Annotated in this window: 8 protein-coding genes and 2 tRNA genes; 4 read left to right on the plus strand and 6 right to left on the minus strand. The window is 50.3% G+C overall.

The features are described 5' to 3' along the window. Positions 1 to 2,841 (minus strand): WD40 repeat domain-containing protein, encoded by a 2,841-nt coding sequence (locus SH451x_RS07490; protein ID WP_479361825.1) that lies wholly within the window; start codon positions 2,839 to 2,841, stop codon positions 1 to 3. A 142-nt stretch (positions 2,842 to 2,983) separates the two neighbouring features. Between SH451x_RS07490 and SH451x_RS07495 the strand changes: the two genes are divergently transcribed. Further along, positions 2,984 to 3,427, plus strand: a complete 444-nt coding sequence (locus SH451x_RS07495; protein WP_479361826.1) for a TraR/DksA C4-type zinc finger protein — start codon at positions 2,984 to 2,986, stop codon at positions 3,425 to 3,427. Between the two features lie 282 nt (positions 3,428 to 3,709). Further along, the gene (locus SH451x_RS07500; protein WP_479361827.1) at positions 3,710 to 4,009 is read left to right on the plus strand and encodes a hypothetical protein; all 300 of its coding nucleotides are present in this window, start codon (positions 3,710 to 3,712) and stop codon (positions 4,007 to 4,009) included. A 391-nt stretch (positions 4,010 to 4,400) separates the two neighbouring features. Here SH451x_RS07500 and SH451x_RS07505 read toward each other — a convergent pair whose 3' ends face one another. From SH451x_RS07505 to SH451x_RS07520, 4 genes are all read right to left on the minus strand, one after another. Then, positions 4,401 to 4,826, minus strand: coding sequence for a hypothetical protein (locus tag SH451x_RS07505; protein WP_479361828.1), 426 nt, complete (start codon positions 4,824 to 4,826; stop codon positions 4,401 to 4,403). Positions 4,827 to 5,131: 305 nt separating this feature from the next. Beyond that, the gene (locus SH451x_RS07510; RefSeq protein ID WP_479361829.1) at positions 5,132 to 5,863 is read right to left on the minus strand and encodes a hypothetical protein; all 732 of its coding nucleotides are present in this window, start codon (positions 5,861 to 5,863) and stop codon (positions 5,132 to 5,134) included. 882 nt (positions 5,864 to 6,745) lie between these two features. Continuing rightward, positions 6,746 to 6,818: transfer RNA gene (locus SH451x_RS07515), tRNA-Ala, on the minus strand. Between the two features lie 224 nt (positions 6,819 to 7,042). Then, positions 7,043 to 7,116: transfer RNA gene (locus SH451x_RS07520), tRNA-Ile, on the minus strand. A 179-nt stretch (positions 7,117 to 7,295) separates the two neighbouring features. Between SH451x_RS07520 and SH451x_RS07525 the strand changes: the two genes are divergently transcribed. Further along, positions 7,296 to 9,230 carry a TlpA disulfide reductase family protein gene (locus SH451x_RS07525; protein WP_479361830.1) on the plus strand — a complete coding sequence of 645 codons (1,935 nt, stop codon included), beginning with the start codon at positions 7,296 to 7,298 and terminating at the stop codon, positions 9,228 to 9,230. Positions 9,231 to 9,404: 174 nt separating this feature from the next. Beyond that, positions 9,405 to 9,698, plus strand: coding sequence for a hypothetical protein (locus SH451x_RS07530; protein WP_479361831.1), 294 nt, complete (start codon positions 9,405 to 9,407; stop codon positions 9,696 to 9,698). 427 nt (positions 9,699 to 10,125) lie between these two features. Here the strand turns inward: SH451x_RS07530 and SH451x_RS07535 are convergent, their stop codons facing one another. Beyond that, positions 10,126 to 14,340: a hypothetical protein gene (locus tag SH451x_RS07535; RefSeq protein WP_479361832.1), complete on the minus strand. Its 4,215-nt coding sequence runs from the start codon at positions 14,338 to 14,340 to the stop codon at positions 10,126 to 10,128. Between the last annotated feature and the right edge of the window lie 390 nt (positions 14,341 to 14,730).

Consider the following 14,730-nt stretch of genomic DNA (forward strand, 5'->3'; position numbering starts at 1 on the left):
TTATTCGACGACGTGTAAAAGAATTGGCTGGGTTGTTGGGTTTCCTGAAGATTTGCTGCGAAGATGAATGGGACGCGTCTGAGTTTGCAGCCATGGCGCGGCGGTAATAAAAAATTCACGCTGCGTTTGTCCAGCCGGGATTAACAACCCGTTGAGCCCGATGTTGCTGATAATAATACCATGTGGAAAGTTTCGGTTGGAATCTTCAATGCCAAACGACATCTCTTCTGCATTAACGCCTCCCTCTAAGACAAGATTTGCCGAGATCGTTTCGCCTGGACGTATCACGAGCTCCGTCAATGACGGCGCATCTTGATTTTGTCCTGCCGCAACAAGACGGGGAAGCAGGCCTTGCTTTGCTACAACCTTTAGCTCGACTGGGTCTGGTACGATAAATGTTCGAGCCTCTGCCCCGATCGTGCTGGTACCCGATACGCGGATAGAAATGCTTTGCGGGAAGTCTTTCAAGTCGGCAGGTGCGTAGATCGTGGCAATCGCGATGTTCTGAGAGGCTTCAATGAACAATGGTTGGCTTGATTGAAAGCCGTCGGGCAATCCGTCAAGCGTTAAGTCGATGCGGTCTGAAAAAAGATCGATGCGATCTGCTTTGATTTGAATTTCGCAGCCGCTACCAATAATAAGTTCTGGGCCTAGCGCCGCGGCTGTAAGTGTGAAGTCTGGTTTTGGGTGGCGGATTTCGAGTTGATAATTGAAATCGGGACCTTGAAGACCTCGCGAGTCGCGAACGCGAATAAGATACTCACCGTCGCTGGGGGCCTCGAAGTAGATCTGGCTGTCTTTGCCGTTTCGCCGATCGGCGTCATCATCATTCTGGTAATAGATCGGAAAAACAGGCAATCCGTTTGCAATGGGTTCTTCGTTGTCCGCAAGCTCTTGGACAATATACGCTGGTTCATTCAACGCATGCGTTAACGGAGTTGTGTCAAAATACGCGTGTCGGTGTCCTTCGCCAGGGTAGACCAAGAAACCGGAGTCTGGACCTCTCGGGTACAACCATAGTTTGTTAACTTCGCCATTTGCGTAGATCAGCTCGTTCAGTTCCATGTCTTCCCATCTGTGTAACCTGTAGTCGTCTGACTGAGTCGAATTTTTCGCACGGAACGTAAAGTAAGTCTCTCGGACTGCTTGTAAGCGGGTGCGTACGAGGGGTTCGCCGTCGTGACTTAGAATGTCAATCCGACTGTCGAGTGATGAACCGTTGGTTTGAGCAACGATGGAGAACACCCACTGATCGCCTGCATTTGATTGGAAGCGATAATAGTCGGAATCCGAGCTTGATGAATCTGAAACATCGAGTTCAATCTTTCCTGTTACTAACGATGGAAGAGTGATCTTTTGGGCGCTCATCGGGCCATCGTTGCCCGCTTGGTCGGTATAAGCTGCAGTATGTGTGACGTCGATTTTAGATGTTGCACGTGATGGTTGATCGGCGGAAATTGTTCTTGAGCTCATCTTTGTAGAGTGGGACGTGGCAAGCTTTAATGTTTTTTGCTGGCCGTCGAAACAGGTAACATAAACTTCATTTCCCGAGCTTGCCCAGTTCAAATCGATTGGAAGTTCTTCCACAATGCCGAGATCCTGAAGCGGTTCAAGTCGATCTGCGTCCCACAGCTTCACTTTTCGATCACGGCCCACACTCGCGAGAACTTTGCCATCCGGGCTATAAGCAATCCTAAGGACGTCCGTCTCATGTGCAAATGTTGACGAGAGCATTGGGTTAACAGAAGGTTGATCACGAGCAATGATTTTCCAAGCGCGGATGCGACGGTCGGCTCCAGCAGCGACCACTCGAGTTGAATCGCTGTTGAAACGGCATGCGTTTTGTTGGTCTTCGCATTGTCCGAATGTGTCTAAGCGTTGCTGGGTTGGCACGTGCCATAGCTTTACTGTTTCATCGGCTGAAGCGCTGCATAGAAGCGTTCCACTGTGGTCGAAGTCTAGGTCGTAGACGGCGCCGTTGTGACCGGTGAGTTGGCCGAAAAGCTCTGCCTTTTCCCGGTCCCAAAGGCGAATGATGCGATCATATCCAGCGGTTGCGACCAGTTTTCCGTCCCCAGTCATGGTGGCTGCGTAGATCGTATCCTCGCTCACATCTTTTTGTAGAGTCACTTCGAAAGTTGTCGCGTCGATCAATGTCAGTTGGCCGCCAATTCCGGCATACCCAGAACCAACAACTAACATATTGTTTGGAGCAGAGTGGCGAATACTGGTAACGCGACCTACAATCGAATCGAGCTTGGCTACAACTTGCTTGGAGCCCAAGTCTTCAACGACTAAAAGCCCTTCACTGCCGCTTACGCGATATTCTCGGTCCGCTGCGTAAATTTCGACGGCCGTAAGTGTCTGGTCTGAATTCGATTGCTCCTTCGACTTTAGTGATTCCACTCGTTCTCGAAACGATTTCGGAGCGGTCGTTGAGAGAGCCCCCTTCAGAATCCACGACTGAATAGAAGCAATCTCCTCGGGCGTGAGCTGTGGTTCCTCTTCAGGCGGCATTTTGGGCGCATCTGCACCTTGGATGACTCTCAACAGTTTGCTATCTGCGAGAGAACTCGCATCGATGACTTTCCCGTTCTCTGAACCTCGCACGATCGCGGCAAAGCTATCAGCAGCAAAGCCGCTTTCGGCTTCCTGCGAATTGTGGCACCCCGCGCACTTTTGTGTCAGAATCGGTTGGATATGTTCTTCAAAAGAGACATCGTCAGCAAGCAGGCTTGTCGTTGCAATCAAACTGACGTAAAGAACAACAAGTTTGATCAGCGGGCAGATTGGTATTGCGTTGGAAACGGAATACGCGAAAACGTTAGATAAAAGCTTCATAGAATCAGTTCCAGAATTTCAATCTGCTGAGGCGAAGGGGCGGGACAGGTCAGATCGCTTAGTGAGCCGATGACACTGCAGAAAGTATTATAGACAAAATCTGATGTGGGACTGAATGATTGGGATCCAAAAAATAAGTTGCGTGAAATGCCTATTTGGAGCAATCGCGGACGCGCAAGTACGTCTGCGACTGCTGCAATCTGCGGGACATCTACTGAAGGTTGGAGATCCGTCCAATCCGTTGGTCCAAGCGATGTTCGACGATCTTTTCGCTGCTCTTGCCTGCCCGACCTGCCAAAGTGCTGGGAGTCTGCGTATTGACGTTGCAAAGGCAGAACAAGAGCTCGAAGATGATGATGCTGCATGGGGCGGTACCAAAAAATGTCGCAGCTGTAAGAAACCGATTGCGAGAGAGAGGATTGCGGCTCTTCCAACCACAGAGCTATGCGTAGTATGTGCCGCCAAACCACTTCACAATACGGAAGGCGAAGAAGAGTTTTGCTCTCGATGCGGCAATGTGCTGACGCTTCGCGATGCATCACGTACCGGGCGCTACGCGTTGCACTGCAGGTTCTGCGGCAGGTAGCAAGGTTCCCGAGATTCGTGTTTCTTTTGCGGTAGTCTACTGTCTTGACCAACGCAACCTGCAACTCGGCTGATCCCATCTCAGTCAAATTATGGGCCTATGTCAGAATACTAATTGGCTGCGACGTCGAACCAATTTGTTTTACGAAGATTGTAACACTGGTATCAGCTTCTCGCTTAGGTACATGGTAAGCGAACGTCACACGCTGATGTCCACTCCGGTTTTTGGCAGTGCAGTTCGCAACTGCCGGTTACGGTAAATTCTACATCCAGGGAGAAAGCCATGTTCCTTCAGCCTCTTGAGTTAGTATTTTACGTTGTCGTCGGAGCCATTTGTGGGGCCATAGCGCTTCGGTTCGCACCGGCGGTCTGCAAGCGATTTCACGACTTTAGCGTTAGTAAAACGAGCTTGCCGCTTCACCTTGTTTCCATGGTTATGTTTTTGGTCTGCGGAGTGTTGGGGTATCGCGAAAGCAACTACTTGTACGCTTTTCTCGGCTTCGGGATGGCCTCAGTAGGGCTGTTCGCATTTCTTCATGTCGTACGCACGACCAAGGAATCTGGGCTGGACGAAGCCGCTTAAGCTATTGGAGACGAGTTTTTCTAGAACGAAACTTGGACAGAGGAAGGCAGAAGAATGAAGGCAGCAATTGTAATGGGTTTTGGCGCGTACATGTGAATCGAGCAGTCACCGCTATGTTATTACAAAGTCAACGGATTGATTGGACCGAGAACGCGTGCTAACGCCACAAGTTTGACGGCGTTAGAGTTTTCTGAGAAATTAATTCTTCTGCCTTCATTCTTCTGCCAACAAAGCCTAGGCGTTGAGCGCATGACTCCGTCAGGAACCTTTGATAAACGAGGATAGAGGTCGAACCTAACCAACACTTTCGCAAAGTACGCTTTCTCGGAAAATGCGTTCCGAGAGTCGCAACCTAGCTTAACCCCTAGATGGATTCAGTTACTGCTAAGAACTACTCTTCCAGGACGATATGGCTTGATTCTACCGAAATCACTGCCCTGCTAAGTATCATGTAGGTTGGTTTATCTTCGGTGTTCTCAAGGAAAATGACGATATGTGCTATACCCATCCGTCCAGGATATTCAATATTTCGAAGCTGGTTTCCAGCCTTTGTGCGCATTCTGACGTCAGATCCCGGAGAAGTTTGCATTGGTAAGGAAGCGGTCCAATCATCACCCGCATAGCGATATGGTCCTGGTATATCAGGATCGACTTCTGTTACCCAAACTTCACCTCCAGTGCAACCTCGTTTGATTTGTTCCGCCGTTAAATAAGGGCGAGGCGTGCGAGTCTGAGACTGAATTCCCACGTGTGTAATTAGCGCGGCGATCGTTGTCGCGATGAGAAAACCCAAGATGGTAAACTTGAATTTACGCATGGCACGAGCACAAAAGACTTGAGGTTGAGAACAGTGATTTCAGCCGTCAGGCAATAGTAGTTTTAGACTGACTTTGGTGAGTTTTGTATTGCCTGGTTCTATTTAGCATAGTCGATACTCAAGTCACATTCCACGACGCTGAGTCGAGGAGCGATTTTTATGCGAGCGTTGCTAATAGTCCGACTTGGTTTTCAATTTGGACCGCACTACTCGAAACAAAGTCGAGCTGTATTGGAACATCGGCATGATCTGCACCGTGTGGCGAAGAATCGTCCAATTTGGCACTACCTGACATATAGTTAGAACTACTCAACCAACTCGTATACGGTCTCTAGGTCTACGGTGCCGACAGGACCGACAAACAAAAAATGCTTATCATAGTTGGAGGGCAGTGATTCTAGAAACTCGCGGCGTTCCGATTCATTCAGGGGCCCGTTTTGATTCGATGTAAAAATCATCACGTAGAAATCCCCATATTTTCCAAACTGCACTTTCTCGACCTTAACGAAGTAATATTCGATTTGATTCTCATCCTGTTCGTTTTTGAGTTCCCTGAGAGATTTTTCGAGCTGGCTTCGCACCGTCTCAAAATCAACATCGGAACTCCTGGAGTCTTCAGCGTTCTTCTTTGTGAGAGTCAACGCATTTCTAACACCATAGCGTACCAACATAGAACGCGGAGCATCCATCGTCTCGTAGGCATTGCCCCAAAAAGTATTGCCCATGTAAATCGACGGTTCAATGAAACTACCATCAAGTTCAAAAATCATTCCAAGCTCATCAGGTGGCCTTAAAAAAGTGGCATTTTCGTACCACAAGTAGAACACCACTTCGTACCTCCATTTATCGTGTTTTATGACCGAGATGGACTTGAGTATGAAGTTATAGGGGAATTCGCTATGGCCAAATAATTTGTAGTAAGCGTCAAAATATGAGGTGAACTCAGGAATTCTAGTCCTCGCATTCTCTAGAATCTTTGCTTCGGAGACTCTCTCATCGGGCGGTGAATCATTCTTGAGGATGCCATACGATGACATCGGTATTGTGTAGTAAATGGTGATATCCGAAACGTCATAGCTCCTAATCACTGCTTTCTTAGCATCGGTAACAGAGGACTGAGCAATTAAATCGCATATACAAATAGGTGCGCAGAAAAAGCACCAACAAAAGAGAAGAGCTTTAAGACGATGGTAACCCGTTACGAACTGCCACATCTGACCGCCCCCGATACTGCTTAAAGAACACGTGTGCAAATTTGAAACATGCTTTTGTGCTCTTCGAGGCACAACAGGCAAGGTACTTCGTAGGAGTTTGACGATTACCCTAGGATCGAACCGCGACGGATCTATGAAGCATGCCAAGGATATTCAGCTTCCACGCGCCTTGGTTTATCCAGCTATGTTTAGCATAGTCGATACTCAAGTCACATTCCACGACGCTGGATTGAAGAACAGTTGTCGCGAGCGAAATGTTGTTTACTTGCGACGCTATCAGTCCGACTTCGTTCTCAATGTCGACAGCACCGCTAGAAAAAGAGGCGAACTCTTGTCAAATACCCCCACGGTCTGCCCCCATGTAAAGAAATGTCATTGAAGTCTTGACCTAGGCAAGGCCAGATGAGATTCAGAGTTACGCTCGGAATAAAACATGCGTTTGATTGCTACCAGTAAGCCGTCGAAGTCGGATCTTAGAATTCCAAAGAGATCTTAAAACGCAAGGGCCGCAGTGCGTGGGTTGCCAAGCATTACCTCTGTGCTCTCTGCGGCTCTGCGTTTCAATCCTTGACTTGGACGTAAGTGTCTGCCGCTACATCGGAAAAGTCATGCAGGTCGCTAAGCGATTGATGATCAAAACGAAAAAACCGCAGGGACTGTTTGAAGCTCTTGTCGAGCTCAAAAAGTTCCTGCGGTTTCAAAAAGTGGAGATGACAGGACTTGAACCTGCGACCCTCTGCGTGCAAGGCAGATGCTCTCCCAACTGAGCTACACCCCCGTTTGATTCGCTATTCAAACCATTTCAACCGCACACTGCATGTGGGATGCCTTTGGGTTCGAAGAGTTCAAGAAGATATCAAACTCTATCGATCACGCAAAGGTAGGTTTCTACTTTGTTAGCGAAATTTCGGTTCTGATTTCGCAAATAGACGCCGCCAAAGTTATGGGAGCTTCCAATTCCAAACGGTTGCGAAACCGGCTAGAACAATTACAAAGTAGGAGTGCGCACGCCTGGACTCGAACCAGGGACCTCGTCGTTATCAGCGACGCGCTCTAACCAGCTGAGCTACGCGCGCATTCGTCACTACCGGAAGCCACTAATTACCTTTCACCGCAACTCGTGTCGAGATGACCTAGGAACGAAAGCTCGCTTTCCGTTAGACTCAACATGGTATCGATCCAAAGTGTCTTGTCAACTGCCATCGGCGGCAGTTGAAAATGTCAAAACACCACTTCCCACGGAGCTTAAGTTCGCATGAGTTTTCACTTGCGAGTCAACTTATTTAAACGATCTATTGCTGCATCTTTTGCAATTTTCGGATTTGCCAGCTTAGCCAACGCTGCTCCCGGTCCCCAAGTGGTCGAAGGACTAAAATTCGCACCGCGGCAAAAAGATGTTGCCTACGAAAAAGTCACCGCAGCCGAAATCGAAGCGTGCACAAGCCAGCGGGATAGGCGAAACGGATCGCCGGGACTTTTCATCATCGGCCCCAACGGCCAAACCCTGCGATGGTTCGCAGACACCAACGGCGATGGTGCTATCGATCTGTGGTCGTACTTTAACAATGGAGTCGAGGTCTATCGGGATCTCGATAGCGATTATAACGGCAAAGTGGACCAGTGCCGCTGGTTCGGTACTTCCGGCACTCGCTGGGGGCTCGATACCAACGAGGACGGGCAAATCGAAAGTTGGAAGCAAATCTCGGCCGAAGAAGTCACAATGGAAGTTGTCGCGGCTATCCGCGAATCAAATTCCGACCGCTTCGCACGCATCCTCATGACGCCAGAAGAAATTCAGACCCTGGGGCTAGGAAAAGAAAAGTCTGCAGAACTGAGCAAACGTGTCGCACTTGCAGTAGAAGAGTTCGACAAGTTTGTAAAATCGCAAAAAGCAATCGACGCGTCTGCTCGTTGGATGAACTTCGGAGCTGACAAACCTGGAGTTGTGCCAGCTGGAACTGATGGGTCTTTGAATGATATTTTCGCCTACGAGAACGTCATGGCTATCGTTGAAACGAAGAATCAATCTGAACAAGTTCTAATCGGTTCCCTAATTCAACTTGAAACAAATCAATGGCGAGCGACCGATGTCCCGCGGCTGGTCGGCGACGGTACGGTCTTAACCGCTGCCGGTTTGTTCTTCAACCCCGAGACAGCCAATCGGATGCTTGGCAGCGGCGGCGATTTAGGATTGAGCGCGACCTCGCAGCGGCTATTGAAGGAACTTGAAGATCTAGAAAAGCAACTAGCGCAAGCGAACGGCGACAAGAGCGAACTGAATGCGCAGCGAGCCGACGTGATTGCCGGACTAGTTGAAGAGTCACGAAACCCCGGCGACAAAGAAACCTGGGTTCGCCAATTCGCCGATACCGTCAGCGCAGCAGTGCAAGCGGGTGAATACGAGAATGGAATCGAGCGTATGAAGCAGTTCAGCACCTCGATCGCAGACCTTGATGAATCGGCAAAGTCGTACGTCGACTATCGCATCATCCAAACGGAATATGCAACGCAAGTTGCGAACGGTTCAACTGCCAACTTTGCGTCTATCCAGGAAGGCTACTTAGATCAGCTCGAAGGCTATGTGACAAAGTATCCTGGAGCTGATGATACTGCGGAAGCGATGATTCAACTTGGTTTGAATGCCGAACTTGCCTTGAACCTTGAGGAAGCGCAAAAGTGGTACAAACTAACCGCGGAGCAATATGGGAATTTGGCAAGTGGCGAGAAAGCTGCTGGTGCAATTGCACGTTTGAATCTCGAAGGCCGAACGCTGGATTTCACTGGAAAGACGCTGGCCGGTGGTGATTTTGATTCGAAGAAGATGCGTGGCCAGCCATACATTCTGCACTATTGGGCGACGTGGTGTGAACCCTGCAAGAAGGATATGGCGGAACTGCGACGTCTGCAAGCAAAATATGCGAAGGCAAAACTTGGAATCGTGGGCATCAACCTTGACACTGATGCTGCTCTTGCACGAAAGTTCCTGCAGCAAAAAGGAAACGATTTTCCATGGTCGCACATTCATGATGAAGGTGCTTTCGACAGCAAAATGGCTGTTGGCTTGGGAGTCTTCTCGTTGCCGGTTACGATTGTGATTGATGGTGAAGGAAAAGTAATTCGCACTGCGACTCACTATTCGCCAGAGATCGATTCGTTGATTGAATCAACGATCAATCCGCCCAAAAAATAGAACGGCCAACCTGACAAATGATTTGTCACTGAGGCAATTCGACTGCGTGAGCATGAATGCTGACGCAAAATTGACCGGCAAGGATGCTAGTCAAATATATAGTTCGTTTATGTACGCCTCAGACCGAGGCGTTTGGCCGACAACTAGCGACCTGCAAGGAGGCAGTTTGCAACGATGTATTTAGAATACCTTGAATGCTTGGCTGATCTTTTTCCCGTTATCGTCCCATTCGCAGCCGTGTTTGGACTTCTAGCAGCCAGGTCTGCTCGTTTTCCTGCTGCTCGGAATATTGCTGAAAGCATTTTTTATGGTGCTTTGGTGACCGTTTCTCTAGGAACCATTCGCTCGATCATGCACAACGACAGTGCTTGGCTCTTGCACACTGCTTCGTTGGGTTTAATGATCATTGGTGCAAGTATCATAGCCATATGTTCCCACGATCCCCATGCTGCCGAAGAGAGTAATTAGTGGTAAGGTGAATGGTCGAGTGCCTCGTCCAATCGCTTCGTTCAAGCGCATCGTAGCTGGCTTCGCCTAGAAGCCGGGGACGTGTTGGGACGATTCGCTGTGACGCCACGAGCACTGCTGGACAAGCCAGCAGTGGCACCCTTTTTAGGAAACACGCCTAAATCCTTGTCAGAAACCGCACCGAACTTCCCCCCGCGTTCTAGGCGAACGCAGCTACGGGAAGAGGTTGCAAGCGCTTCGTTCAAGCGCATCGTAGCTGGCTTCGTCTAGAAGCCGGTGACGTGTTGGGAAGATTCGCTGTGACGCCACGAGCACTGCTGGACAAGCCAGCATTGGCACCCGTTTTAGGCAGCCAGAAGTGGTACCCTTTTTACGAAGCCAGCAGTGGCACCCTGTTCAGGAACAGATCCGGGCAATTTTAGACTACTCAAGGCAAATTGCGGGTGCGGGATTGCTTTGCAAAGGCGTCGAACTGGGCTTCAATTTCCGAAGCTCGCAAGAATATGAATGGTACGGCCCGTTCGAAGGCTAAATCCTTGGTACGCGACCAGCGGTTTTCGACGACTTGATCGACTTCTTCATGCAACGCCAGCAACCACTCAGGGACTTCGAACCCGACTCCCGAAGGTTCACGCATCATCAAATGAGCTTCTTGTAGCAACAATTCAAACGAAGACGACACGGTTCGAACGCCCCGCTGCAATTGTTTCATCGCAGGCCTAACCAAAGCTCGCATCCGACCAATGCTCATGGGCTTCAAAAATCGTTCTCCCAAACGGTCTGCCACCGTTGGCATTTGCATGGCATACAATTCTTGCAACCGCGTTAATTCGGATTGATACTGATTCGCTTCCCGGCTAACTCGCTCAGCCAACGCGCGACGCCACTGCTGCGCAGTCTGTTGACAGCCATGGCGCACCAGGACTTCGTGAGCCAAGAAAACTGGCCGCAAATTCCACGATACGCGGTCATACCGGACCCGCAATCGCAAGAAATCCAACAGCATATAAATCATCTCGCCACGATCAGACTGAGTGGTCGTGCTGTTGTAGTCGCGGTATTCGGCGTAGTGGTCGAGGATCGATTCCAGAATCAACGAGATCCATTTCGTCGCGTTCTCGATGGTAAGCTTACCGTCGTGAATTGCGTCTAGGATTGGGCTGATAGGCGATGTCTCATTCGATTCAAGTGCTTGTCGCAACCATGGTTCGGCTCCCTGATGTAAGATCGCTCGAACGTTCGCTAACTTCAAAAATCCTTGCGTAAAAATTCCTCGCCCGTACGTTTTTACAAAGTCCGTCAACTCTGACCAAGCCGTCGCCGAATCGATTAATTCAAGTACGCTAAGCCGCAATGTTCGCGAGTGCATCAACCAACTGTGCAGGAGGACTTCCGTAAGGCGTTCAATCAAGCCTAATAGACGCGGTATCGCTGGCTCGATGATCGAATTTTCGACGATATGCTCCAGTTCCATCTCGGGAAGCACGCCGTTGTTAGGTCGGAAACTGTAAGCGTTTCTAACGACGCCACGTGCCATAGAAATGAACGCAATTTGGAACAGTTCATCAAATTCGGTTACGGCCCCAGGACCGACAGGATTGTGGTGCTCCATGTTCCGAGCGGTTTCGATCAGGCGACATGCCGCCAAGAAGAAACCTTGGCGTGGAAGCCACATTAGCAGATGCGATAACGATCGTCGTCGCAGACGCACATGGAAAATTTCTATCGGTTCGCCGCCGCGGGCCATGGGAACGTACAGCAATTTCTCTTGTCGGAGCGCGGTTAGAAAGGTGCTGAAGCGATCGTCGACGGCGGCTCGATTGCCCGCAAGCAAGCTTGAGAAGAGCTCAACGATATCTAAGTCGTTCCCGCTGAGGTCTTCGATCGAGACATCTTGCGCGTCAACTCGATTGGAATTGATTGCAAAAATTGCGGCGAGCAGCATGCGGCGCGAATCGGCGATCTCAACAGAAGCCTGAATTGTGCGTTCCAACAACGATTCTTTGATCAGGCGTTTGCGATCGTAACGCGACATCGAATCTTGGTCGGCACCGCCGCGAGCCAAGTGGCAGCGTTTGATTTGCTCTAGCAATTCCAAAGATCCGCGCAGATGCTGGCCCGCTTGAATGCACCATTGTTTGAACGATTCAATTCGCCCGTCAACCTGTGCTTTGTCATCACCGACGTTGCGACGGTCTAGGCAAGTTTGAAGTGCCGCGTGCTTCAGCATCTTAGCGATGGCTACCAGAAAGCCGAGATGCTCGCCCAAGCGTCGCGATTCCGCTATCAGTTCATCTTGCGAATCGCTTTCCTCTTCAAAAACTGGTCCATCTACGCCATCGTCGGTACTGTCTTCGAAAACAACGCCTTCGTAAGCCGCCTCGAAAGTATCTAGTCCGCTTGGTGTGTCGTCGCTCGGATCCATCCAATTGTTTTTGTCTTCATTGGTGATCGATGCTTCGGGATTTTCGCCAGAAGGCTTTTTCAGATTGTCGAGCTGAAAGGTTGGAGCCTGCCAAAGTTCTTCAGCGTTCGCTTCAACAAAATCAAAAAATCGTTTGGTCAGCACCCAGCATTGCAGTTGCGCTTCGACGACAACAGGGTTTGGCTGTTGTTTAGTGGTAGACTGTGTGACTTGTTCATCGTCATCGCTATCTGCCGACTCGATGTCGTCTTCGATCGGTCCCAATCGTTTGGGCTCAAGTGGCACTTGGTTCGAAAAATGCCGATTCATCTGGTAGAACCAGTGCTGAGCCAAGTCTGCGAATTCAGTCTCGCCGCTACGCAGGCCGGTCTTTTTGGCTTCACCCAGCCAATGGACCAGCAAGGCTAGGGAAGCGACGTAGTCGTGTCGTTCCAGCAGCGCTTCTATGACAAGCGAATACGCTCGAGGCGAATCGAACAGTTCGGCGTGTTCAGCCCAAAAGCGGACGTCGCCAGCGGAGGCGCCGCCGGCGTGCCACAAGCGAAGGGCCCGAGCGACCAGTTCAGCGCTTTGGTAGCTGTCGAGCAAATTGATGCCGTTGACATCCGACAATTCGTGCGTAGCAAATTGATGCCACCAATTGGCTAGGTCAAGGAAGCTGAGGCGGATTTTTTCTGCGACTTCTTGGTTGTCCGCAGCCGACGCCTCTCGCCACAGTCGCGAGAAAAACGCGGAGATACGCTCGAGCAATTCGTTAAGCTCGCGAATTCGATGATCGTCGCATGCCGCTTCGGAGCTTGGGAAATAAGGGAAGTTTCCTCCAAACCCAAGGACATTCCACGGGTCAACGAACGCCCCGCATTCAATGGCGCGATGCAGCAAGTCGATTATGTCTTCCGGCAGCTTGACTGCGGCTGTCATGTTGCCTTCACGTAACAACTGTTTGCCATTCATTAGCAGGCAGTCGATGCGGCAAGCCAAACGAGCGGATGGAACTGGGACGAAGTCCGTTTCCGTGCGGGCACTATCTGCGCTGCCCATTCTGGCGAACAGTCGAGCGAGTTGAACGTGCTCTAGCTGGCATGCACGAGAGCGAGCCATGTAGGAATTCAGGTGCTGACGGGCTCCGCCATAAGGTTGCCGCCTGCGTGCCTCTTCTGCTTTTAGCCGCGTTGCATGCGGGCCGTCCAGCTTAGAAAGCTGGTCTGAGTAAAATCGATCGCGATAACTGGCGATTGGAGCGAGCAGCGAAACGAGCGTCACGGTGGAATCATAAGCGGCTGGGCCCCAGCTTGTCAGTCCTGACGCCATCAAGATTGTACCGGCTAACACTGTAGCCGCTTCGTCGAGAAGTTCTTCGCGTGGAATGTCTTTCTCCGAGTCCACTCGGGCAAGGAGTGCATCGAGCGTTACTTGCTGAATTACAAAGCGGCGATAATATCCGTGCTCGTCGGCTGAACGGAAATCCCAGGTGCCGAATTGGTAGTTTGGACGCTTGTTGATCGGATGATCAAAATCATACGCTCGGGGATCAAAGGCGAGCTCGTCGAGCATTTCATATTCGAAACCGGCGGCTCGAAGAATATCCGGATCTGTTTTTTCGATCACGCTCAACGTGCGAGCCACGATCGCTTCGTAAGGGCCCTCGGCTACTCCGACGCCCCGAATCTGCAACGGAATCGGGCAGACCCATTCATTTTGATAAGGCTCAAGTTGTCCGGTCTCGAGAACAGCGACGGGGCGGTAGCCGACGTAGGAATTGAGCCGACGAATGGCTTCGGGGATAATTCGGCCGCGTTCATCCCACGGACCGCCAATTGCGAGGATCGTCTCGATGGCCTTTCCCAGAAACAGGCCGTTGAAGAGACCTTCAGGCTCTTGGTGGAAGAGTAAGTCTCGGTGAAAATCGAGAAAGCTTGGCAGGAGGTCCATCCAAACCAATTCCAGCACGTTGGAGGCTTGGTCGTTTTCCAAAAAGGCAGGCTGAGTTTCGCCCAGGAGCGTCAGCCGATCCTGCAACCATTGCTGTATCGTCAGCCAAGCGGGCATTCCCGCGAAAGGGCGATTGGTGCTCGAGCCGGACTTTAATGCCATACCGTACAAGCGGTTCATGGCTGCGAGCATTTTAGGATCTGTACGGCCTGAAGAAAAATGCATGTAGCCCAGGACATGCACGAGATCATCTTCGCGAGCGTTTGAATTCTGGCTTTCAGTCACAGAGGATGATATCCATTCCGATACTTGTAACCCAGGCAGACGGTTCTTCTACCAACGAAGGAGGTATTTCAAACTAACTGTCTCAGCAGTTTTTGCAGTTGCACCGAACGTGGAGTCTTTGACCAACGAACAGGAGCAAACTTTCACAGTGCTATTTTTAGCTTCAATGTCAGATTGCAAAAGAGCTATCAGCCCTGCAAATCGCAATCGAACTATGGAAACTCGTCTCACAGGGGAAACTTTCGCTGAAAAAAGTGCTGAACGCGGATCCCAAAAATACTGATCGCTGGCAAAAATTCGAGTCAATTGTCTGTTATATTGAGTACCCGAGCGATATGATTTGGCTTAAGCTAGAACCTTGTTGCCCGATTCTGAGCGGTCTGGAGCATT

This window comes from Njordella aestuarii (genome assembly GCF_056494165.1).